General features: G+C 71.8%; 16 protein-coding genes. 12 read left to right on the forward strand and 4 right to left on the reverse strand.

The annotated features are described in order from the left end of the window. Positions 1-95 precede the first annotated feature (95 nt). Positions 96-2,975 (reverse strand): lysylphosphatidylglycerol synthase transmembrane domain-containing protein, encoded by a 2,880-nt coding sequence (locus tag ABZ904_RS40760; protein WP_361829140.1) that lies wholly within the window; start codon positions 2,973-2,975, stop codon positions 96-98. A gap of 186 nt (positions 2,976-3,161) precedes the next feature. Between ABZ904_RS40760 and ABZ904_RS40765 the strand changes: the two genes are divergently transcribed. The 5 genes from ABZ904_RS40765 to nudC all read left to right on the forward strand — a co-directional run bounded on the left by ABZ904_RS40765 (position 3,162) and on the right by nudC (position 13,471). After that, positions 3,162-3,527, forward strand: a complete 366-nt coding sequence (locus tag ABZ904_RS40765) for an MGMT family protein (protein WP_359395976.1) — start codon at positions 3,162-3,164, stop codon at positions 3,525-3,527. A gap of 314 nt (positions 3,528-3,841) precedes the next feature. Then, the gene (locus ABZ904_RS40770; protein WP_361829142.1) at positions 3,842-7,306 is read left to right on the forward strand and encodes an ATP-dependent DNA helicase; all 3,465 of its coding nucleotides are present in this window, start codon (positions 3,842-3,844) and stop codon (positions 7,304-7,306) included. Positions 7,307-7,411: 105 nt separating this feature from the next. Then, on the forward strand, positions 7,412-10,951 hold the full coding sequence (locus ABZ904_RS40775; RefSeq protein WP_361829144.1) for a UvrD-helicase domain-containing protein: 3,540 nt from the start codon (positions 7,412-7,414) through the stop codon (positions 10,949-10,951). Between the two features lie 10 nt (positions 10,952-10,961). Beyond that, positions 10,962-12,365, forward strand: a complete 1,404-nt coding sequence (locus ABZ904_RS40780) for a dipeptidase (protein WP_361829146.1) — start codon at positions 10,962-10,964, stop codon at positions 12,363-12,365. A gap of 164 nt (positions 12,366-12,529) precedes the next feature. Next, positions 12,530-13,471: an NAD(+) diphosphatase gene (nudC, locus tag ABZ904_RS40785; RefSeq protein WP_359395967.1), complete on the forward strand. Its 942-nt coding sequence runs from the start codon at positions 12,530-12,532 to the stop codon at positions 13,469-13,471. A gap of 181 nt (positions 13,472-13,652) precedes the next feature. On the opposite strand, the gene ABZ904_RS40790 is transcribed toward nudC, so the two are convergent. Continuing rightward, entirely contained in the window at positions 13,653-13,895 is a 243-nt protein-coding gene (locus ABZ904_RS40790; protein ID WP_359395965.1) for a mycoredoxin, read from the reverse strand. A gap of 294 nt (positions 13,896-14,189) precedes the next feature. Here ABZ904_RS40790 and ABZ904_RS40795 point away from each other — a divergent pair, with 294 nt between their 5' ends. From ABZ904_RS40795 to ABZ904_RS40815, 5 genes are all read left to right on the forward strand, one after another. After that, on the forward strand, positions 14,190-16,388 hold the full coding sequence (locus ABZ904_RS40795) for an ATP-dependent DNA helicase UvrD2 (RefSeq protein WP_359395963.1): 2,199 nt from the start codon (positions 14,190-14,192) through the stop codon (positions 16,386-16,388). A 164-nt stretch (positions 16,389-16,552) separates the two neighbouring features. Then, a complete protein-coding gene (locus ABZ904_RS40800; protein WP_359395961.1) occupies positions 16,553-16,873 on the forward strand; it encodes a hypothetical protein in 321 nt (106 codons plus the stop codon). Positions 16,874-17,049: 176 nt separating this feature from the next. Continuing rightward, positions 17,050-17,418 carry a WhiB family transcriptional regulator gene (locus ABZ904_RS40805; protein ID WP_019072119.1) on the forward strand — a complete coding sequence of 123 codons (369 nt, stop codon included), beginning with the start codon at positions 17,050-17,052 and terminating at the stop codon, positions 17,416-17,418. Then, complete coding sequence (locus ABZ904_RS40810) at positions 17,415-17,738, forward strand: hypothetical protein (RefSeq protein WP_359395958.1); 324 nt, start codon at positions 17,415-17,417, stop codon at positions 17,736-17,738. Before ABZ904_RS40805 ends, ABZ904_RS40810 begins: the two co-directional genes overlap by 4 nt. Before the next feature lie 113 nt (positions 17,739-17,851). Beyond that, on the forward strand, positions 17,852-18,076 hold the full coding sequence (locus ABZ904_RS40815) for a hypothetical protein (RefSeq protein WP_361829149.1): 225 nt from the start codon (positions 17,852-17,854) through the stop codon (positions 18,074-18,076). A gap of 13 nt (positions 18,077-18,089) precedes the next feature. Here ABZ904_RS40815 and ABZ904_RS40820 read toward each other — a convergent pair whose 3' ends face one another. Both ABZ904_RS40820 and ABZ904_RS40825 read right to left on the reverse strand, forming a co-directional pair. Continuing rightward, positions 18,090-19,451, reverse strand: coding sequence for an AarF/ABC1/UbiB kinase family protein (locus tag ABZ904_RS40820; RefSeq protein ID WP_361829154.1), 1,362 nt, complete (start codon positions 19,449-19,451; stop codon positions 18,090-18,092). Then, positions 19,444-20,667 carry a TOMM precursor leader peptide-binding protein gene (locus tag ABZ904_RS40825; protein ID WP_361829156.1) on the reverse strand — a complete coding sequence of 408 codons (1,224 nt, stop codon included), beginning with the start codon at positions 20,665-20,667 and terminating at the stop codon, positions 19,444-19,446. The genes ABZ904_RS40820 and ABZ904_RS40825 overlap by 8 nt, the downstream gene beginning before the upstream one ends. Before the next feature lie 221 nt (positions 20,668-20,888). On the opposite strand from ABZ904_RS40825, the gene ABZ904_RS40830 reads away from it, so the two are divergent. Both ABZ904_RS40830 and ABZ904_RS40835 read left to right on the forward strand, forming a co-directional pair. Then, positions 20,889-21,485, forward strand: a complete 597-nt coding sequence (locus ABZ904_RS40830) for a M48 family metallopeptidase (protein ID WP_361829158.1) — start codon at positions 20,889-20,891, stop codon at positions 21,483-21,485. Between the two features lie 142 nt (positions 21,486-21,627). Beyond that, a complete protein-coding gene (locus tag ABZ904_RS40835; RefSeq protein WP_359395948.1) occupies positions 21,628-23,304 on the forward strand; it encodes a TerD family protein in 1,677 nt (558 codons plus the stop codon). Positions 23,305-23,308: the final 4 nt, after the last annotated feature.

Here is a 23,308-nt window from a genome sequence, read left to right on the forward strand (position 1 = left end):
GCCTTCGCCGTGACGTCGCACGAGATCTCCTCCTTCCGTGAACGGGAGGAAAAGTCCCGTGAGGCTCCGGCCCCCGCCGCACGCAACGCGCAGCTCTAGAGCGAGCCCTTGCGCGTCAGATGGTTGAAGAAAAGCCATCCCGGCAGCACCGGCAGCCACAGCGTCAGGAGCCGGTACAGCAGCACCGCGGGCGCGGCGACTTCCTTGGGAAGACCCACAGCGATGAGACCGACCGTCAGGGTCGCCTCCACCGCGCCCACGCCGCCCGGGGTCGGCGCGGCCGAACCGAGCGCGTTGCCCGCGAGGAAGACCACCGCGACGCTGGCCAGGCTCAACGTGCTGGTCTCCTCGTGCCCGAACGCCCGGATCGAGGCGTCCAGGCACATCACGAAGCAGGCGGTCAGCAGCAGCATGCCGCCGATGCCGGTGATCAGCTTCTGCGGGCGCTGCAGGACGTCGAGCATGCGGGGCACGACGCCCGCGAACAGGGACCTTACGCGCGTGACGACGAATTTCCGCATGAACGGCACCGATGTGACCACCAGCACGAGCACGGCGACCGTCAGCAGACCGGCGATGACCGTGCGGGACGGCGACAGGGACGGCGTCTTCTCGGTGCCCGTGAGGTAGCCGAAGGACAGCAGCATGAGCACATGGCAGCCCAGTCCGAACAGCTGCGACGCGCCGACGCTCGCCACGGCGAGGCCCGGCCGCACGCCCGCGCGCTGCAGGAAGCGCGTGTTGAGGGCGACACCGCCGACCGCCGCGGGCGCCACGATCTTCACGAACGACCCGGCGACCTGGGCCGCCGCGGTGCGCAGGAACGGCACCCGCTCGGGCACGAAGCCCAGCAGCGCCATCGCCGCGGCGACGTAGCTCAGCGCCGAGAAGAACACGGCCGCCGCCACCCAGCCCCACTCGGCGTTGGCGAAGAGGGGGCCGAACTCGATGTGCGTGAGCTGCGTCAGCAGGAAGTACGCGCCGATGGCGCCGGCCATGAAACTGATCAGCGTGCGCGGCCGCACCCGCTCCAGCCGGGCCGGCTCGACCGGCGCCTGCGGCCTGATGCGCAGCACCTGGTGACGGATCTGGGTGAGCAGGTCCTCCTCACGGGCGCCGTCGATCGCCTCGTCGATCGCCCGCTTCTCGGCCCGCTGCTCGGCGCGTACGGCCTTCTTGTCGGGCTTGTCGAGGACGACCCCGGTGTCTTCGCGGTCCTCCTCCAGACGGGCGGCTTTGGCCTGCCTGGATGCCTCCAGGACTTCCTCCCGCTCACGCTGGGCCCGCTCTCGGGCCAGCTTCCTGAGCGTCGCCCGCGTGGAGCGGGTCAGCGCGATGGGCTGCAGCATGGGCAGACAGTCGGCGACCGCGTCCGGGCCGAGCACGCCGACCGCGGCGGCGACCGACCGTTCGGCTCCCACGCGCAGTCCGAGTGTGGTGAGCAGCTGCGCGATGTCCATACGCAGCACCAGGTCGCCGGCCGCGATCTCCCCGTTGCGCAGGTCCGTCAGGATGACGGCGCCGGAACGATCCACCACGATGGCGTCGCCGGCGAGCCGGCGGTGCGCGATGCGCCGCGACTGGAGCGCGCGGACCTGCTGCCAGGTGTCGCGCAGCAGTTCGTCGGTGATCTCCTCGTCGGTCAGCTGGTCCAGGGTGCGGCCGCCGGTGTGCTCGAAGACGAGCATCACCGCGTCGGGACCGAGCTCCGAGGTCGCGATCAGCTTGGGCGCGTTCGCGCCGGCGGCGATGGCCGCGTAGGCGAGCAGCGCCTCCTGCTCCAGCGCCTGGCGCAGCGACTGCAGGCTGCGCCGGGTGGTGATGCCGCGCAGCGTCAGCTGCCGCCACACGCGGTAGAAGAAGCCCTGGGCCTGCTGTTCGCGGTCGACGACGGTGACGTCGAGGGGCGGGCCGTCCTCCAGGGTGACGAAGTAGCGCCGGCCGCGGTCGCCGTTGTCCGTCGTGTCCGGAAGGTCCTCTCGCGCGGCGCTCACGGGGCGGAAGCCCACGGTGCGCAGGCCCGCCATCAGCGTCCGCCCGGTCGGCTGCACGTTGGGTGAACCGACGGCGTAGAGCGTCCCGGCCGCGACGCTCCAGCCGATGAGCACCGTAAGGATGATCGAGAACGGTGTGGTGTAGCCGGTGACCAGCATCGAGAAGGCGTCGAGCAGCAGCACGACCCACAGCACGGCGCGCCAGCGGGGTCTGCGTGACATGCCCACGGCCGTCATATAGGCGATGACCGGTGCGAGGTAGCCGTGCACCGGGTCGGTCAGGGCGTGGATGTCACCGGGGGAGGGCTGGGTGAGCGCCTCCCGGATGGACGGCGGGGCGCCCCTGGCGACCCATAGATCCGTGGCGAGCGTCACCCCGTGCGCGAGAACCGCAGCGAGGACGCCGTCGGCGATGCGCAACCCGTCCCGCTTGATCAGCCGTTCGATCGCGAAGGCGACCGGCACCAGCAGGACCGCGATGCTCGACGCCAGACCCGCGATCTTGATCAGTAGATCGGGCGCTTGGCCCGTGCCCTTGTTGATGTCCTGTTCGAGCCCCGAAGTGGTTCCGTGTGCGAACGCGGCGATGGCGAGCAGCACGGCGATCGCGAGCACGCCCACCAGCAGGCGCATGAGGTCGGAAGGCCGGTGCACGCGCGCGGGGAGCAGCGGTTCGTCGCCCTCGACCTCGTCGTTGTGGGCGTCGGCACAATGCTTGTCCGACTCGGACCGCGGCCTCGGGGCCGCCACCCGGGGCTCCTCGTTCTCGTCCGCCTTCTCGCGGCTCTCGTCCGTCTTCTCGCGCGTGGCATCGTCCTCGGCTGCCTTCTTGTACGCCGTTGCCTCGTCGTCCGCCTGCTTGTCGGCACGCGGCTTCTCGTCACCGGAGCCGGAGTGCGGGCCCACGGAGTCGGTGTCCGGGCGCGACGAACCCGCAGAGGTGCCCGCCGCGTCGTCGGGGTGCACGCCCTGCTGCTTCATCGTCTCTTCTTGATCTCGTATCACCAGTCACCGCCCGCACGATGGTGGCACGTCTTCCCGACACTCGGGGGCATCAGGGTGCAAATGCGGGGGCGCACAGTCTGCCCGAAGCGCCGCGCCGGGGCGAGGGATACGCCCCGTCACTCTCACCTCACATTGTCGGTGCGGTGCGGCAGGATGGGTCGGATGAGCGAGGAGAGTCTTCCGGCGGACGCCCTGCCGGATTACGCGGAACGGGTCCTTGACGTGGCCGAACGCATTCCGTCCGGGCACGTGATGACGTACGGGGACGTGGCCGAGTGGCTGGAGGAGGGCGGTCCGCGTCAGGTGGGCCGCGTGATGGCCCTCTACGGAGGAGCGGTCCCCTGGTGGCGTGTCATCCGTGCGGACGGCGTCCTGCTCCCGGGCCACGAGCTGGAGGCGCTGGGCCACTACCGCGACGAGGGCACCCCCTTGCGCGAGGCCGGCCGCGCCACCGACGGCCATCTGCCACGGGTCGACATGAGACGGGCCCGCTGGAGCGGCGACGAACGCGCGGAAAGACCCACCTGACAGCTTCCGGCATCGTGCGGGCCCAGAGGCGACCTGTGGCTCGTCCGGGGGAAGTCCGGCACATCCGTGACATGCCGTACGTTCGTTCAGCGGGGGGCATGAGCGACCCGACGGGCGCGTCGGACCGGGGGGAAGGACTGCTTCCCCGATTGGCGCGGGCGTAGCGTCGACGACGCGCGTTCCTCTCATCCCGCGGCCACCGCCCGCCGCGCGCGGCCGTCCCCCGACCCGTCGCCCGACCACGACCCCTCGACGACGGCGCCCCGCGCCGACAGTGACAAGCCCGAGTACGACCACCAGGACCGGCGAACCACGTGAGCTCCTCTTCCTCCACCAGGCGCCTGCCGCACCCCCAGGTGCGGCAGGGGAGCCGTGGCGCTTACCGACTGGTGCGTACCCCGCCCGTCCGGGTGGACCCCCCTGTGCTGGACGCAGCACAGCGGGCCGTGGTTGACCACGAGGCCGGTCCGCTGCTCGTCCTCGCGGGCCCGGGCACGGGCAAGACGACCACGCTGGTCGAGTCCGTCGCCGCCCGGATCGCCCGCGGCGGCGACCCGGAACGCATCCTCGTGCTCACGTTCAGCCGCAGGGCCGCCGTCGACCTGCGCGACCGCATGGCCCGGCGCACCGGCACGGCGCACACCCCGCAGGCGACCACGTTCCACTCGTTCTGCTACGCGCTGGTCCGTGCCCACCAGGACAGCGACCTGTTCGTGGAGCCGCTGCGACTGCTGTCCGGCCCCGAACAGGACGTGGCCGTGCGCGAGCTGCTCGCCGGTCAGCCCGACCTGGAGCGCCTCGGGCTCGCCCATGTGCGCTGGCCGGACGAACTGCGCGCCTGTCTGACCACGCGTGGCTTCGCCGACGAGGTGCGCGCCGTGCTGGCCCGCACCAGGGAACTCGGCCTCGGCCCGGACGCCCTGCGCCGCTTCGCCGAGCGCATCGGCCGTCCCGACTGGACGGCCGCGTCGGCCTTCCTCGCCGAGTACCTGGATGTCCTCGATCTCCAGGGAGTGATCGACTACGCGGAGCTGGTCCACCGCGCAGTGCTCCTGGCCCGCCGCCCGCAGGTCGCCGAGTGGCTGGCCGCCCGGTACGACGCGGTGTACGTGGACGAGTACCAGGACACCGATGCCGCGCAGGTACGCCTCCTGCGGGCGCTGGCGGGCGGTGGCCGCACCCTGGTGGCCTTCGGCGACCCCGACCAGTCGATCTACGCGTTCCGGGGTGCCGACGTCGGCGGCATCCTCGAGTTCCCCCACGCCTTCCCGCGCGGAAACGGCGCTCCGGCACCCGTGGAGGTCCTCAGGACCTCCCGCCGCTCCGGTGCGGCTCTCCTGGCCGCCACCAGGCTGCTGACCCGGCGCATGCCCCTGACCCGGCTTCCGGCGGAGAAGGTGCGCGCCCACCGGGAGCTCGCCGCGGAACGCGACGGGGGCCGTGTCGAGGTGTTCACCTACCCGACGCCCGGCACCGAACTCGACAACATCGCCGACATGCTGCGCCGGGCGCACCTGGAGGACGGCGTGCCGTGGGGCGAGATGGCCGTTCTGGTGCGCGCCGGAGCCCGCACGATCCCGGTGGTCCGCCGCGCCCTGACATCGGCCGGGGTCCCCTTGGACATCGACGGCGACGACCTGCCGCTGCGCCACGAACCGGCGGTGACGCCGCTGCTGACGGCACTGCGCGCGGTGGCACGGGCGGAGGCCGCGTCCACGGGGCCCGGTGACGGCGTGCCGGAGCCGGAATCCGGAGAGTCCGGGCACGAGGGAGTGGAATCAGAGGGGGCGGAGCGGGGCGAGACCGAGCAAGCCGGTACAAAAGCGGGTGTGAAGGCGCAAGTCGGTGCCGGGCAGGACGAGTCGGGAAGGGACACGACGGATCGCGTCCCCCAGCCGTGGCTCGACACCGAGACCGCGCTCGCCCTGCTCACCTCGCCCCTCGCCGGCATGGACACCGCCGACCTGCGCCGCCTGGGCCGCGCCCTGCGGGAGGAGGAGCGGGCCGCCGGCGACCCCGTACCGCCGCCGTCCGACGAACTGCTCGCCCGGGCGCTGGCCGAACCGGAGCGGCTGGTGGCGCACGACCCGGCGTACGCGCGCGGCGCCCAGCGCCTGGGCGCTCTGCTCTGGAAGGCCCGTGAACGGCTCGCCGGCGGCGGCACGGCCGAAGAGGCTCTGTGGGAGCTGTGGGGCGGCACCCCATGGCCCAGACGTCTGGAGAGCGCCTCCCGGCGCGGCGGCGCGGCCGGGCGCAATGCCGACCGCGACCTCGACGCCGTGTGCGCCCTCTTCGCGACGGCCGCGCGCGCCGAGGAGCGCACCGGCGGCCGGGGCGCCCTCAACTTCCTGGAGGAAATCGAGGCCCAGGACATCGCCGCCGACACGCTGACCCGCCGGGCGGTGCGCCCCGACGCCGTACGTCTGATGACCGCGCACCGCTCCAAGGGCCTGCAGTGGCGCCTGGTCGTCGTCGCCGGTGTCCAGGAGGGGCTGTGGCCCGACCTGCGCCGCCGCGGATCCCTGCTGGAGGCCGACCGCATCGGCCGCGACGGACTGGCCGAACCCCTCACCCCGGGCGCGTTGCTCGCCGAGGAACGCCGGCTGTTCTACGTCGCCTGCACACGCGCGCGTGAACGCCTGATCGTCACCGCCGTGAAGGCCCCCGCCGACGACGGCGACCAGCCCTCGCGCTTCCTCGCCGAACTCGGTGCCGAACCCAAGGACGTCACCGGCCGTCCGCGCCGCCCTCTGGCCGTCGCCGCGCTCGTCGCCGAACTGCGCGCCACGACCGTCGACCCGCGTGTGTCCGACACCCTCAGGGAGGCCGCCGCCCGCCGACTGGCCCGGCTCGCCGCGCTCACCGACGAGGACGGCCGCCCCCTGGTGCCGTCCGCGCACCCCTACCGCTGGTGGGGCATGTGGGACCCGACCGAGAGCAAGGTGCCGCTGCGGGACCGCGACAAGCCGGTCGTGCTCTCCGGTAGCGCGCTCGACCAGCTCGCGAACACCTGCGCCCTCCAGTGGTTCCTGGGCCGGGAGGTGAAGGCCGACACACCGGCGACCGCCGCCCAGGGCTTCGGCAACGTGGTGCATGTCCTCGCCGACGAGGTCGCCTCCGGGCGCACCCCGGCCGACCTCGACGTCCTCATGGAGCGCCTCGACTCGGTGTGGAACGCGCTCGCCTTCGACGCGCCGTGGAAGTCCGAGCAGGAGAAGAACAACGCCCGCGTGGCACTCGAACGCTTCCTGAAGTGGCACGTCGACTCCAACGGCGCCCGCCCCGGGCGTACGCCGGTGGCGAGCGAGCACGACTTCGACGTCACCCTCGAAGCCGGTGACTACGAGGTGCGCATCCGGGGCTCCATGGACCGTGTCGAGACGGACGCCGATGGCCGTGCCTACGTGGTCGACTTCAAGACGGGCAAGCAGGCCCCCAGCGCCGCCGAGGTGGCCCGCCATCCGCAGCTCGCCGTCTACCAGCTCGCCGTGCGCGAGGGAGCCGTCGACGAGGCCTTCGGCGGCGTGCACCCCGAGCCGGGCGGCGCCGAACTCGTCCAACTGCGGCAGGGCGCACCCAGGAAGGACGGCGGGGACACCCTGCCCAAGGTGCAGGCTCAGGCACCTCTGACGGGGGAGTGGGCCGGCGAGCTGCTGGCCACCGCCGCGGGCAAGGTCCTCGACGAGAGCTTCTCCCCGGACCCCGGGCAGCACTGCACGCACTGCGCGTTCCGCGCCTCGTGCAGCGCGCGACCGGAGGGCCGTCACATCGTGGAGTGACCACGCCCGTGTGGTGGACCGCACCATGCGTGCCGACCAGCGCTTCCTCGAGCCCGGCGGGCGATGTGGCATCCGCTGTCAGTGGCCGCCGATAGCCTCTCCGACGTGCCCGCCCGTATCAGCGACCCCGAGCAGCTCAAGGAGCTCCTCGGCATCCCGTTCACCCCGGAGCAGACAGCCTGCATCACCGCACCGCCCGCGCCGCAGGTGATCGTGGCCGGCGCCGGGTCGGGCAAGACCACGGTCATGGCGGCCCGCGTGGTGTGGCTGGTCGGTACCGGACAGGTCGCCCCGGATCAGGTCCTCGGGCTGACGTTCACGAACAAGGCGGCCGGTGAGCTGGCCGAGCGCGTCCGCAAGGCGCTGGTGAAGGCGGGCGTCACCGACCCGGACGTGATCGATCCGGACAACCCGCCAGGCGAGCCGGTGATCTCCACCTACCACGCCTTCGCGGGCCGCCTGCTGACCGACCACGGGCTGCGCATAGGGCTCGAACCGGCCTCGCGCCTGCTCGCCGACGCCACCCGCTACCAGCTCGCCGCGCGCGTGCTGCGCGAGGCGCCGGGACCCTACCCGGCGCTGACCCGATCCTTCCCGGACCTCGTCAGCGACCTGCTCACCCTCGACTCCGAGCTGGCCGAGCACCTCGTTGGGCCCGAGGAGGTGCGCGCGTACGACGCCGAACTGCTGCTCACCCTGAACGGCGTCCGGCTCACCAACGCCGACCTGCGCAAGGTTCCCGAGACGGCCGCGGCCCGCCGTGAACTGGCTGAGCTGGTCGTCCGCTACCGCGCGCTCAAGCGGGAGCGCGACCTCCTCGACTTCGGCGACCAGATCGCCCTCTCCGCTGACCTCGCCCACATCCCCGAGGTGGGGCGCATTCTGCGTGACGAGTTCCGTGTGGTTCTGCTCGACGAGTACCAGGACACCTCGGTCGCCCAGCGCGTCCTGCTGGCCGGCCTGTTCGGCGGCGGTACCGGGCACCCCGTGACCGCGGTGGGCGACCCCTGCCAGGCGATCTACGGGTGGCGCGGCGCCTCCGTCGCCAACCTCGACGACTTCCCCGAGCACTTCCCGCACAGCGACGGCCGTCCCGCCACCCGCCAGGCGCTCAGTGAGAACCGCCGCAGTGGCGGCCGCCTCCTCGACCTCGCCAACGGACTGGCCGAACCATTGCGCGCCATGCACGCGGGCGTGGAGGCCCTGCGCCCGGCTCCCGGCGCCGAGCGCGACGGACAGGTCCGGTGCGCACTGCTCGGCACCCACGCCGAGGAGATCGACTGGGTCGCCGACTCCATCGCCCACCTGGTGCGCACCGGCACGGCGCCCGGCGAGATCGCCGTCCTGTGCCGTACGGCCACCGACTTCGCCGAGATCCAGGGCGCCCTCGTGGCCCGCGACATCCCCGTGGAGGTCGTGGGCCTGTCCGGGCTGCTGCACCTGCCCGAGGTCGCCGACCTCGTCGCCGTCTGCGAGGTGCTCCAGGACCCCGGCGCCAACGCCTCCCTCGTCCGCCTCCTCACCGGGCCCCGCTGGCGCATCGGCGCCCGCGACCTCGCCCTCCTGGGCCGGCGCGCCCGGCTGCTCGTGTCGCACGCGCGCGTGGACGCCGACGACGACCCGGACCGTCGGCTCGCCGCAGCGGTCGAAGGCGTGGACCCGGCCGAGGTGATCTCGCTCGCGGACGCCCTCGACACCTTCCTGGAACTGCCCATGGAGGCCGGGCGGGAGCACGACGGCCTGCCGTTCTCGCCCGACGCGCGCGTACGGTTCGCGCGCCTCGCCGCCGAGCTGCGCGAGCTGCGCCGCTCCCTCGCCGACCCGTTGATGGACGTGCTGCACCGGGTGCTCGCCGTCACCGGCCTGGAGGTGGAGCTGGCCGCGTCCCCGCACGCACTGGCCGCCCGTCGCCGCGAGACCCTGTCGAACTTCCTGGACATCGCGGCCTCCTTCGCGGCCAACGACCCGGACGCCACCCTCCTGGCGTTCCTCGGCTTCCTGCGCACCGCCGCCCAGTACGAGAAGGGCCTCGACAACGCCCTGCCCGGCGGTGAGAACACCGTCAAGGTGCTCACCGCGCACAAGTCCAAGGGCCTCGAGTGGGACGTCGTCGCCGTGCCCGGACTGGTCACCGGGACCTTCCCGAGCACCCAGGGCCGCGAGAAGTGGACCGCTCAGGGCAAGGTGCTGCCGCACGCCCTGCGCGGGGACGCGGACACCCTGCCCGACGTAGAGCGGTGGGACTCCCGTGGACTGAAGGCCTTCCACGAGGCGATGAAGGAGCACCAGCACACCGAGGAGCTGCGCCTCGGCTACGTCACCTTCACCCGCCCCCGCTCCCTGCTGCTCGGCTCCGGGCACTGGTGGGGACCCGCCCAGAAGCGCCCCCGCGGACCCTCCGACTTCCTCCAGGCCCTCTACGAGCACTGCGCCACCGGGTACGGCGAGATCGAGGCCTGGGCCGACGAGCCGGCCGAGGACGAGGAGAACCCGGCGCTGCTCCGGGCCACCACCGACCACGCCTGGCCGCTCCCGCTGGACGAGGCGGCACTCGCCCGTCGTCGCGCCGCCGCACAGACGGTGCTCGCCCACCTCGACGAGGACGCCTCACACGACGGCGCCCCGCCCGCCGCCACCCCCGACCCCTCCGCGTACGACGACCCGGAATGGCCGTCCAACCCGGAGGACGAAGACCTCCACGAGGAGCAGGCCCCGCAGGAGCGCGTCCACGAGGGCGCCCCGTACGACGAGCTCCCCGACGACCTCCCCGAGGAGGACGCCTCCGACTGGGATTCCTGGACGACCGACCGCCCCGCGGCGCCACCCGAAATCCCACACGCACGCGTGCAGCCCGGCGGCGGCATCCCCACCATCCCCCACGCCCGTCAGAGCCCGGCCGAGGACATCCCCGGGCTCACCCCGGAGGAGGCCCGGACCATCGCCTCCTGGGACCGTGACCTGGACGCCCTCACGGGAGAGCTGCTGCGCGCCCGCGCGGGCGTCACCGACGTGCCCTTGCCGACGTCGCTGACCGCCTCCCAGGTGCTGCGACTGGCCGCCGACCCCGACGGGCTCGCCCAGGAACTCGCGCGCCCCATGCCGCGCCCCCCGCAACCCGCCGCGCGCCGCGGCACTCGGTTCCATGCCTGGGTCGAGGCACGCTTCGAAGAACTTCGGCTGCCCATGCTGGAGCCCGAGGACCTCCCCGGCAGCGAGGCCGAGATCGCCGACGAGCGCGACCTGGAGGCCCTCAAGGACGCCTTCGAACGCACCCCCTACGCGCACCGCACCCCGTACCGGGTCGAGGCTCCGTTCCAGCTCGCCATCGCCGGGCGCGTGGTGCGGGGCCGCATCGACGCCGTCTACCGCACGGACGACGGCGAGTCGACCACATACGAGATCGTCGACTGGAAGACCGGCCGGACCCGTACCGGCGATCCGCTCCAGCTCGCCCTGTACCGGCTCGCCTGGGCCGAGCAGCAGGGTGTCCCCCTCGAAGCCGTCGAGTCCGCGTTCCTGTACGTCCGCAGCGGTGAGGTCGTACGCCCTGAAGACCTGCCGGACCGGGCCGCACTGGAACGGCTGCTGCTGGCCGAGCCGGCGGCGCAGGAACCGGCGGACCAGGATGCCGGCGCGGGCCGATAGGCTCGTGAGCATGAGCGAGACCCCGGACAGTGCCGTCCACACGTACATCGACCACCACCGCGCCGCCTTCCTCGACGACCTCGCGGAGTGGCTGCGCATCCCGTCGGTGTCCGCCCAGCCGGAGCACGCGGCGGACGTGCGGCGCAGCGCCGAGTGGCTGGCCGCCAAGCTGGCGGAGACCGGCTTCCCCACCGCCGAGGTGTGGCCCACCGGCGGCGCTCCCGCCGTCTTCGCCGAGTGGCCGGCCGACGACCCGCAGGCGCCCACCGTCCTGGTCTACGGCCATCACGACGTGCAGCCCGCCGCCCGGGAGGACGGCTGGGACAGTGACCCGTTCGAGCCGGTGATCCGTGAAGGCCGCCTCTACGCACGCGGGGCCGCCGACGACAAGGGGCAGGTGTTCTTCCACACACTCGGTGTCCGCGCCCACCTCGCCGCCACCGGCCGCACCGCGCCGGCCGTCCACCTGAAACTGCTGATCGAGGGCGAGGAGGAGTCCGGCTCCCCGAACTTCCGCACCCTCATCGAACAGCGCGCGGACCGGCTCGCCGCCGACGTCGTGATCGTCTCCGACACCGGCATGTGGTCAGCGGACACGCCCACCGTCTGCACGGGCATGCGTGGCCTTGCCGACTGTGAGATCGTCCTGCACGGGCCCGAGCAGGACATCCACTCCGGCTCGTTCGGCGGCGCCGTGCCCAATCCCGCCACCGCGGCCGCCCGCCTGGTCGCGGCCCTGCACGACGAGCACGCGCGCGTGGCGATACCGGGCTTCTACGACGGCGTCACCGAGCTCACCGACCGCGAACGCGCGCTCTTCGCCGAGCTCCCTTTCGACGAGGAGCAGTGGCTGCGAACCGCCAAGTCGACCGCGGCCCACGGTGAAGCCGGTCACACCACCCTGGAACGCATCTGGGCCCGCCCCACCGCCGAGGTCAACGGCATCGGCGGCGGCTACCAGGGTCCGGGCAGCAAGACGATCATCCCGTCCTCGGCCATGGTCAAGCTCTCCTTCCGGCTCGTCGCGGGCCAGGACCCCGACCACGTCGAAGGAGCCGTCCGCGCCTGGGCCGCCGACAAGCTGCCCGCCGGGATCAGGCACGAGATCACGTTCGGCGCCGCCACCCGCCCGTGTCTGACCCCCCTCGACCACCCCGCCCTGCAGTCCGTCGTACGTGCCATGGGCCGCGCCTTCCAGCAGCCGGTCCGCTTCACCCGGGAGGGCGGATCCGGACCCGCCGCCGATCTCCAGGAAGTCCTCGGCGCGCCCGTCCTCTTCCTCGGCATCTCCGTCCCGTCCGACGGCTGGCACGCGCCCAATGAGAAGGTCGAACTCGATCTGCTCCTCAAGGGCGTGGAGACCGCCGCGTACCTGTGGAGCGACCTCGGGGAGATCCGGCGCGATGTGGACTGACGACGCCCTCGGCGGGGCGGCCGACCGGGCGTGCCGTGGAGCACGGCACACTGGAAGGACCACCCCGCACGCCCAAGGCCCACGGGACCCGGTCCCCTCCAGCCGCACGTCCCGCTGAACCACCTGCCGAAACCACCGCCGCACCGGGGGAGTTGGAAGCACCCGTGACCACCTGGACCGACCACACCGCCGACCGACCCATCTCGCTCACCGCCCCGAGCGGCATCGACCGCGCCGCCCACCACCGGCTCGACGAGGCCTGGCTCGCCGCGGCGTGGAGCCACCCCACAACCCGTTGCTTCGTGGTCTCCGGCGGTCAGGTCCTCATCGACGAGACGCCCGACGGCCGGACCGAACTCGTCATGACCCCGTCCTTCGAGGCGCCCCTCACGGAGGCCCACCGCTACTTCCTGGGCACCGACGAGGACGGCATCAGCTACTTCGCGCTCCAGAAGGACGCTCTGCCCGGCCGCATGGACCAGTCGGCGCGCCCAGCCGGACTGCGCGAGGCGGGCCTGCTGCTGTCCCCGCGCGACGCCGGGCTGATGGTGCACGCGGTCGCCCTGGAGAACTGGCAGCGCATGCACCGCTTCTGCTCGCGCTGCGGCGAACGCACCGTCATCGCGGCCGCCGGCCACATCCGCCGCTGCCCGGCCTGCGGCGCCGAGCACTACCCGCGCACGGACCCCGCGGTGATCATGGCGGTCACGGACGACGAGGAGCGCATCCTGCTCGGCCGCCAGGTGCACTGGCCCGAGGGCCGCTTCTCGACGCTCGCCGGCTTCGTCGAACCGGGTGAGTCCATCGAGCAGTCCGTGCGCCGCGAGGTCTTCGAAGAGGCGGGCATCACCGTCGGCGAGGTCGAGTACGTCGCCAGCCAGCCCTGGCCCTTCCCGTCCAGCCTGATGCTGGGCTTCCTGGCCCACGCCACCTCCACCGACATCACCGTGGACGGCGACGAGATCCACGAGGCCCGCTGGTTCTCCCGCGAGGACCTGCGCGCGGCCTTCGAGTCCGGAGAGGTCCTGCCCCCGTACGGCATCTCCATCGCCGCCCGTCTGATCGAACTGTGGTACGGCAAGCCTCTGCCCACGCGGAGCGCCTGACCACGGCACACGTAAGCCTGAGCGACCCGTTCCGGAGCAGGCCGGACCTGCCGCGCGGCGGCGGCTGCGATGACGCTCCGCGGTGACCGGGCCGACGGGCTGAGGGGGCACAAAACGACGGGAAGGCGGTCCCTGAGACACCTCAGGGACCGCCTTCCCGTGAAATCGTTCCGGCGCCGCGTTACGCGCTGATCTTCTGCTTGACCTGCGCCAGCGACGGGTTCGTGAGCGTCGAACCGTCCGCGAAGAGCACGGTCGGGACCGTCTGGTTTCCGCCATTCGCCTTTTCCACGAAGGCCGCGGAGTCCGGGTCCTGCTCGATGTTGATCTCGTTGTACGTGATGCCCTCACGGTCCAGCTGGCTCTTCAGCCGCCGGCAGTAGCCACACCACGAAGTGCTGTACATCGTCACAGTGCCCGGCATGTCGGTCGCGCTCCTTTACGGTCCGGTGTGCGTAGTCGCAGAGACGGCAACGTATGTGAACCTTCCACCATTCCCGTCACGCGCTATGGGGATACTCGCTCCTCCCAGCGGGGTGCCCGCCGTAGGGGGCGGTGACGCTCAGCACGGGAGGGTCACGCCTGCCGCATCAAGCGGGGAGCGTTGCGCCTGCGGTATCCACGGGAGGGGCGTGGCGCCTGCCGCATAAGTACGACTGCTGGGCCTCCCTGTGGACAACCGCCGCACCCGTCTCCGCCGACCTGGCAGCATGGCGGGGTGACAGCAGCAACGCATTCCACCCTCTTCCCGCAGACTCCGGACTCGGCCGACGCGGTGCTCGACGGGCTCGACCCCGAGCAGCGCGAGGTGGCGACCGCCCTGCACGGTCCGGTGTGCGTGCTGGCAGGTGCCGGCACCGGCAAGACGCGTGCCATCACGCACCGCATCGCCTACGGGGTCCGCGCCGGCATCCTCCAGCCCTCCAGCGTGCTCGCCGTCACCTTCACCAACCGCGCCGCGGGCGAGATGCGCGGCCGCCTCCGCCAGCTCGGCGCCGGAGGGGTCCAGGCCCGGACCTTCCACTCCGCGGCCCTGCGCCAGCTCCAGTACTTCTGGCCGAAAGCCGTCGGCGGCGGCCTTCCGAGGATCATCGATCGCAAGATCCAGCTCGTCGCCGACGCGGCCGCCGCATGCCGTGTCCGCCTCGACCGCAACGAGCTGCGCGATGTGACCGCCGAGATCGAATGGTCGAAGGTCACCCAGACCGTCCCGGCCGACTACGCCGCGGCGGCCGTCAAGTCGGGCCGGGAAGCACCCCGGGACCCCGCCGAGATCGCGCAGCTGTACGCCGTGTACGAAGACCTCAAGCGGGACCGCGCCGTCATCGACTTCGAGGACGTCCTCCTCCTCACCGTCGGCATCCTTCAGGACCGGCACGACATCGCGGACGAGGTGCGCGCCCAGTACCAGCACTTCGTGGTCGACGAATACCAGGACGTCAGCCCGCTCCAGCAGCGCCTGCTGGAGCTGTGGCTCGGCGACCGCGACAGCCTGTGCGTCGTCGGCGACGCCAGCCAGACCATCTACTCCTTCACCGGCGCCACCCCCGACCACCTGCTCGACTTCCGTCTCCGCCATCCCGGAGCCACGGTCGTCAAACTCGTTCGCGACTACCGCTCCTCGCCCCAGGTCGTCCATCTCGCCAACGGCCTTCTCGCCCAGGCCCGCGGCCGGGCCGCCGACCACCGTCTCGAGCTGGTCTCCCAGCGCGATCCGGGCCCCGAACCCGACTACAGCGAATACGCCGACGAGCCCGCCGAGGCCGAAGGCGCCGCCCGCCGCATTCGCGACCTGCTCAGCGCGGGCGTGCCCCCGGCCGAGATCGCGATCCTGTTCCGCACCAACTCCCAGTCGGAGATCTACGAACAGGCCCTCGCCGACGCCGGGATCCCCTATCAACTGCGCGGCGCCGAGCGCTTCTTCGAGCGTCCCGAAGTACGCAAAGCGGGCATCGCCCTGCGCGGTGCCGCCCGGTTCGGCGCCAACGACTCCCTCCTCGACGACGCCGTGGACCTGCCCTCCCAGGTGCGTGCCGTCCTCTCGGGCGAAGGCTGGACCGCCGCACCCCCAGCGGGCTCCGGAGCCGTCCGAGAACGATGGGAGTCCCTGGCCGCGCTCGTGAACCTCGCCCAGGACTTCGCGGCGGCCAAGCCCGGCGCCACCCTCGCCGACCTGGTGGCGGAACTCGACGAGCGGGCCAACGCCCAGCACGCCCCGACGGTGCAGGGCGTCACTCTTGCCTCGCTGCACTCGGCCAAGGGCCTGGAGTGGGACGCCGTCTTCCTCGTCGGCGTCGCCGAAGGCATGATGCCGATCACCTACGCCAGGACCGATGAGCAGATCGAGGAGGAACGCCGCCTCCTCTATGTGGGTGTCACCCGCGCCAGGGAACACCTCCATGTCTCCTGGGCTCTCTCCCGTTCACCCGGCGGCCGCCCCGGCCGACGGCCGAGCCGCTTCCTCGACGGACTGCGTCCCGGTTCCTCCGCCGGCGCCGGCCGCGTCACCGTAGCCGGCCGTGGAGGCATCGAACGCGGCTTCAGCACAGCTGCTACGGCCGCCGCTCCGCGCCGCCACAGCAGAACTCCGGCCCGCTGCCGGGTCTGCGGGCGCACACTGTCCGAGGCCGGTGAGATGAAGTTGATGCGCTGCGACGGCTGCCCCTCCGACATGGACGAGGGCCTCTACGAGCGGCTGCGGGCATGGCGGGCGGTGCAGGCGCGCCGCAGCGGACAGCCCGCCTTCTGTGTCTTCACCGACCGGACCCTGATCGCGATCGCGGAAGTCGCCCCCGGTGACGACGGCGAACTGGCGCGCATCCCGGGTGTCGGAGTCCGCAAGCTCCACCGCTTCGGGGAGGATGTTCTGGCCATCTGCGCGGGCCGTGACCTCGCAGAAGAGGACGACGGCGACTGATACGAACTCGTCGAAAAAATAGTTTGCGCGTGCCCCGGGAATCCCCATAGGTTCTAAGCACGCGAACGGCGGCCTTCTCGGAGGGCCCCATTCCGTGTTGTACTTGCGTATCCGTTGGACTGGGTTGCCCCGGTCCCCCTAGACGCCGAGAGGAGGCGATTGAAGTGATCAGCATCAAGGCCAGCTCCACCAGCACCGTCAAAATGACCGATCCCTCGGTCGTCTCCACGTGCATGCTCGGCGTCTCCAACCTGGGCACCGGTCTGTCCGGCATTCGTGCCGTCCGTCCGGCGTCCTCCGTGTCTCGCGCGGCTCTGCCCGTCCGTGAGCGCAATGAGCGACCGACCAAGGCACTGGAAGCAGTAGCGGCACAGGCCCAGGCCTATGCCCTCGCGGCGGCCGGTGCCGGATTCCGGAAGCAGACGACGCAGCACCACCTGATGTGGGCCTTCCGTGGGCCAGAACCCTGGAGTGATCCAGCCTGATCGGCGATCAGGCCGGCGCCTTCAGGGCCGCGGAACCCCACCCGGGATCCGCGGCCCTTCTGTTTTCCCCGAACGGGGATGGCAGAGCGAAGGGGCCTCGGGACAAGAAAAGAACCCGGTATCACGCCGCCACCCGGTCCAACAGGGCCGGAACGACCAGACGAGGAAGACGAACCGTGCAACTCGAAGCGCACGCCCCGTCCGTACCGCCTTCAGAAACGATCCCCCCGCCCGGCCTCACGGAGGACTCCACCTTGACCCCGCTGACGGCGCTCACCGCGCTCGACGATGCCATCGAGAACCTCGGCGTACCCGTCCCCTGCCGCTCCTACGACCCGGAGGTCTTCTTCGCCGAGTCGCCGGCAGACGTCGAGTACGCCAAGTCCCTCTGCCGCACCTGCCCGCTGATCGAGGCCTGCCTCGCCGGCGCCAAGGAGCGGCGTGAGCCCTGGGGCGTCTGGGGTGGCGAGCTCTTCGTCCAGGGTGTCGTCGTGGCCCGCAAGCGGCCGCGTGGCCGCCCGCGCAAGAACCCGGTCACGGCATGAACACCGCAGGAACGATCGATCGCCCCCTCACGCACGACCCCAAGAAGCAGGCCCCGATGAAGCCGTCCACCAGCGAGCCCGCAGGCTCCGCGACCCAAGACTCCACCACCGCAGGCGCGAACGCCTCGCGTCAGAACAGGACCCGAGAGATGCAACTCATCCCAGAAGCCTTGGCTCGTGCGCATATGCACGAGCGACTGCACGAGGCCGAGCTGGACCGCCAGGCCGTACGCCTGGTGATGGCCCGTCGGATGCAGCGCCGGGCGGAGCGCGCGTCGATGCGCGCCCGCCGTGCGCTCGCCATGGCCGTCATGCAGTAGCCGACGCTTGACATTCGGCACCCGGAAAGTCTCGCGGGGGCCGGTCCGAAGGGACCGGCCCCCGCGGTGCGTTGTATACGCCGAACCGGTTCGGCGCCGATAGGGTCACCCGGGTGACGAGTCTTTCCGGGGACAGTGACGACAACGGCTCCGCCAAGCCGCCGGACAGCGCACAGACTCCGTACCTCGTGTGCGACCGCTGCGGCGCCCGGGCCGACGGCCCCCGCCCCACCTGGATCTGCTCCGTGGAGAACGGGCATCGCCACTACTTCTGCGACACCTGTGCCCGGGACAACATCAGGGCGATCGAAGGACGTCTGGACTCGGACTGGTGGTAGACGACGCGTTCGCTCAGGCCTCCGCCGCGGTTTCCTCCTCCGGCAGGAAGCCCGGAAGCCACTCTTCCAGTTCGTCCCGCAGACGGACCGTGGCACCCAGTTGGCACAGCACACCGATCGTGCTCAGGGTCACCCGGTGTATGAGGAGGTACGCCGGGGGCAGGTTCAGCTGTTTGCCCAGCTGGTAGGCGGGGGAGCGGGGGTCGGCGACCCGGGCCGCCTGGCTGCGCATCCAGCCGCGGCTGAAGGTGAACGCGTCGGCCTCGGCGGGTTCGATGATCGGGAGGAGATAGTCGAGGACCGCGTCGGGGTCGAGTTCGATGGTTTCCTTCACGAAGCCCTCGGCACAAAGCAGTTCGTAGACCGACTGGGCGTCGCCCTCCAGGGTCATGCGCAGCGAGTGGCCGATCGGGGTCGGCAGGCCGCCGGGGAGACGGTCGACCGTACCGAAGTCCAGCACGGCCAGGCGCCAGTCCTCCTGGCGGGTGCCGCCGTCGGGGCCGGGCACGAGACGGAAGTTGCCGGGGTGCGGGTCGGCGTGCAGCAGACCCGTGCGGGCCGGACCCGAGAAGAGGAAGCGGGCCAGCAGCTGACCGGCTCGGTCCCGCTGTTCCTGGGTACCGCCGGAGATCACCTCTGACAGAGCTATGCCGTCGATCCACTCGGTCACCAGAACCTGGTCGCACTGGTGCACCACCGCCGGCACCAGGACGTCCGGGTCGCCCGCGAACTCCTCCGCATGCGCCTGCTGTGCCTGTGCTTCCAGGCCGTAGTCGAGTTCCTCCGAGACCCGGTCCCGCAGTTCCGCGATCAACGGCTTGATGTCCATGCCCGGGATCAGGGGACCGAGCAGGCGGGCGAACCGGCTGAGCTGGGTCAGATCGGAGAGCAGCGCGTCGCCGGCGCCCGGGTACTGCACCTTGACCGCGACCTCGCGTCCGTCGTGCCACACCGCGCGGTGCACCTGGCCGATCGAGGCCGCCGCGGCCGGCTTGTCCTCGAATTCCAGGAACAGCTCGTGCCAGTCCTCGCCGAGGCGTTCCTCCAGTACCGCGTGCACCGTGCGCGTCGGCATCGGCGGGGCCGCCTCCTGAAGCTTCGTCAGCGCGGCGCGATACGGTCCGGCGACCTCCTCGGGCAGCGCCGACTCGAAGACGGACAGCGCCTGCCCGAACTTCATGGCGCCGCCCTTCAGCTCGCCGAGCACCTTGAACAGCTGCTCGGCCGTGCGCTGCTGGAGTTCGCGGCCGACGATCTCCGCGGACTCCCCGACGATCCGTTTGCCCAGTCCCCAAGTGGCCCGCCCGGCGAAGCCGAGCGGGAGCGCGGCGAGCTTGGCGGTCCGGGTGACCGCCTTCCGGGGAAGATCAGACATGCGCCCTCCAAGTCCCAGACCGCCGTGCCGCGTGTGTCGTGCGGGACAGGTTCCTCAATGGCCGTTGCTCTGCCATTGTCTCGTGCGGCTCCCCGTCCTTTGAGGTGTGTTCCTCCTTACCTTTCTCCGCTGCACCGCACCCGCATGCGGGATGGGCCCAGACGGGTCGCGCGTGCCAGTCGAGCCGGGGCACGGAGGCCTCCCAGCGGGCGCCCGCGCTCGAGGGGGACTCGCCGTCCAGGAAGGCGAGCGCGTGCCCGGCGGCGACCGACGCGACGGCGGATGCCAGGGCGAGGTCGCATGCCTGGACCTGCCGAGGGCGTCCGGAGCGCCATTGGGCGACCAGACGCGGCCAGGTCCCGTCCCGGTCGGCCCGCCCCCGGTCGAGGCAGCCCGCGCAACTCGTCTCGCCGGGGACGACGAACGGGCCGACGATTCCCGTGCCCTCCGCGACACCCGCGTACAGATGCGGGGTGCCGGAAGCGATCAGCGGCTCGGTGTGGAACGGGTCGGGTGCGTGGATGTCGAGGCCGTCGCGTGGGGCCAGGACCACCAGGGAGTAACCCGCGTCCCCGTCGTCGTGGGGAGAGTGCCGGGATGCCCGCTGCCGGCGCGGGGGCCGGTCCGGGGCGGCAGCGCGGACCGCGCGGCGGGCCGCCTGGTCCCTGCGCTCACCGATGGAGTCCGCGGGCAGTCCGCCGGGTGCCACGTCCCACGGCTCGACACAGCCGGTGTCGCGGACATCGACCTCGCCGACGCCGGCGCCCGCGAGCAACGAGGCCAGGACGGTCCCCACGCGGCCGGCGCCGCGGACCTGGACGCGCAGGGAGCGGCGGGCGGCCAGGCGCCGGGCGGGTTCCCCCGGTCTGCGGGCGACCAGCGACAGTGATGCCAGATCCGGCCGGAGGCGGTCCAGGACGGCGGCTTTCGCGCGCAGCGCGTCGGCCTGCGGGCCGCCGCCGGTCGCGTCGTCGAGCAGTCCCGCGCCCGAGAGGTTGTCCACGAGTGCGTCGACGTGCCCCTCGGGCAGGCCCATCCGTCGGCCTTCCTCGCGCAGCAGCGACAACCCGCGGGTGCCGTCGAGCAGGGGGAGAAAACTGCCCGTCGCGGTGTCCACCGGGCCCAGCACCATCGCATGCGCGGGTGCCATCCCGAACTGGACGGTGTTCAGATCGCGCCAGCCGCGCCGCAGCGCGGGCTTCACCATCGGATGCATGACCGACCCCCGTTGTCTGTAATGCATGGTTATGTCATGGGTCGTCAGCAGATGTCGTCGTCTGCCGACGCATGCCAGGATGCCCAGGCGGAGCGCGGTGTGCGGAAAGTTGTCCACAGGCGGGGGCATTGGTCTTACAAAACGAGCGGTCCGGGTGTGGATCCAAACGGAACCGTCCCGGAGGCGGGACTTCCCCCATGTGCAGCAGGTAACGTCGGGGCGTGCCCGCCGAACCACTGCACCGCGCCGGAAACCCACAGCGCAGCACGACGAGCCAGCCGCCGAGCGGCTCAGGGGCGAGCGCGATCGAGGTACGCAGGAGTGCGCGTCGCCGCAGGACTGTCTCCGCGTACCGCGAGGGCGACCGCACCATCGTGCTGATCCCTGCCCGGATGTCCGAGGCGGAGGAGCAGCGCTGGGTGAACCTCATGCTCGCCAAACTGGCCGCGCAGGAGAACAAGCGGGTCATCGGCGACGCGGAGCTCGCCGAGCGTGCCGAGCGGCTTTCGGTGCAGTACTTCGACGGCCGGGCGCGGCCCACCTCGGTGCGCTGGGTCACCAACCAGAACACGCGCTGGGGTTCGTGCACCCCTTCCGAAGGCAGCATCCGTCTGTCGCACCGGTTGCAGGGCATGCCCGACTACGTCGTCGACTATGTCCTCCTGCACGAGCTCGCGCATCTGCTGGTGCCGGGGCACGGCCCGCGGTTCTGGCGGCTGCTGGAGGCGTACCCGCGCACCGAGCGCGCCCGCGGCTACCTCGAGGGCGTGGTCGCGGCCGACCGGCCGCCGCATCAGCCCGCGCCTGCCGAGGAGTAGCCCGGGCACCCGGCCCGATGTCCCGCGGCGCCACCGAAGATGCGGTTGTGTACCGGGTCTGTACCGGCTTCTTCCACTCGCGGCGTTTGCGGCTAGCCTGACGCGACGCACTCATATTCGGGATGGGGGACGGTCGTTACGCATGGCCAGGGAATTCCAACGCGGCCACAAGGCCAGGGTCAGTGACCTCACCTCGGGAACGGATCTGTATGTAGGTGTGCAGATCTCCGGGCCCGGACTGACCTTCGACATCAGCTGCTTCGGTCTGGACGCCGACGAACGGCTCTCGGACGACCGCTACTTCGTCTTCTTCAACCAGCCGAAGACGCCGGAGGAGGCCATTCAGCTCCTCGGTTCGCAGGCGGGTGACACGGAGTCCTTCCGGGTCACGCTCGACAGGATCCCGCCGCAGATCCATAAGCTGTCGTTCACGGCGACGGTGGACGGCAACGGGCAGATGTCGCAGATCAATCCCGGATACATCCGTATCGTCGCGGGCGGCGAGGAGGTGGCACGGTACTCCTTCAACGGCTCGGAGTTCACCACCGAACGCGCCGTGATGCTGGGCGACTTCTACCTCAAGGACGTCTGGCGGTTCGCCGCGGTCGGCCAGGGATTCGACGGCGGACTCGACGCGTTGCTGAAGAACTTCGGCGGCGAGGTCCTCGAAGAGGAGACGCCCGCACCGCAGCAGCCCCAGTCCGGTGCCGCCCCGGGATTCGCGCCGCCCGCGCAGGCCGCCGCGCCGCCCGCGTTCGCCGCCCCGTCCACCCCCGCGCCGCCACCCGCTCCGGCGCCGCCGCAGCCGGCCCCGCAGGGCTTCCCGCCCCCGCCGGCCCCCGCGCCGCCCGCCCCGGCCCCGGTGCCGTCCGTGCACGCCGCACCCACCATCGTGGCGCCCCTGAGCACGCCGCCCGGCGGTACGGTTCCGCCGCCCGGGCCCGCGCCCTACGTCCAGCCGCCCGGGCAGCCGGGCCCGCCGCCCGGCTACGGGGGACAGCCGTCCGCCCCGATGCCGCCCGGTTACGGTCAGCAGCCCCCGGCCGCGCCCCCCGGTTACGGCCAGCAGCCGTCGTACGGGCAGGTCCCCGGACAGTACGCCGGACAGCCCGCGGCACCCTCCCCGTACGGTGCTCCCCAGGGCGCACCTCAGGGCGGTGCCGGGGTGACCGCGGCGCTGCAGGCCTTCAAGGAGACGCCGACCGGGCAGCGGTGGACGCAGCAGAACAAGAAGCTCGTCCGGGTCGACCTCGGTATCGGCGGCCAGCCGGTGCTGGCCCGGCAGGGCAGCATGGTGCTCTACCAGGGGAAGGTCGACTTCAGCTACAAGGGCGCCGGTTTCGCCGGGCGGATCGTGGGCAACGCGACCGGCCAGGAGATGCAGTTGATGCGCTGTACGGGGCAGGGCCAGGTGTTCCTCGCCGAGAGCGCCACTCATCTGCATCCGATCGAGCTGCAGGGCGACGCCATCTGCGTCTCCGCGGAGAACGTCCTCGCCTTCGACGAGTCCCTCCAGCACGAGGTCCGGCGCATCGAGGGGCACGGCATCCCCGGCGGCGCGCTGTTCACGATGCAGTTCCAGGGCACCGGGACGATCGTCGTGAAGACGCACGGCGCGCCCGTGGTGCTGCCCGTCACCCCGACGACCTTCGTGGACTCCAACGCCGTCGTCGCCTGGTCCGCCGCGGCCCAGGTGATCGTCTCCAGCCAGGTGCGGATGCGCCGCAACGCCTACCCCGGGGACACCGGGGAGAGCGTCAACCTCCAGTTCCGGGCGGCGCCCGGCAATTTCGTCGTCGTCCAGCCGTACGAGGTCTGAGGGA

This window comes from Streptomyces sp. NPDC046900, from assembly GCF_040644975.1.
Lineage (GTDB): Bacteria > Actinomycetota > Actinomycetes > Streptomycetales > Streptomycetaceae > Streptomyces.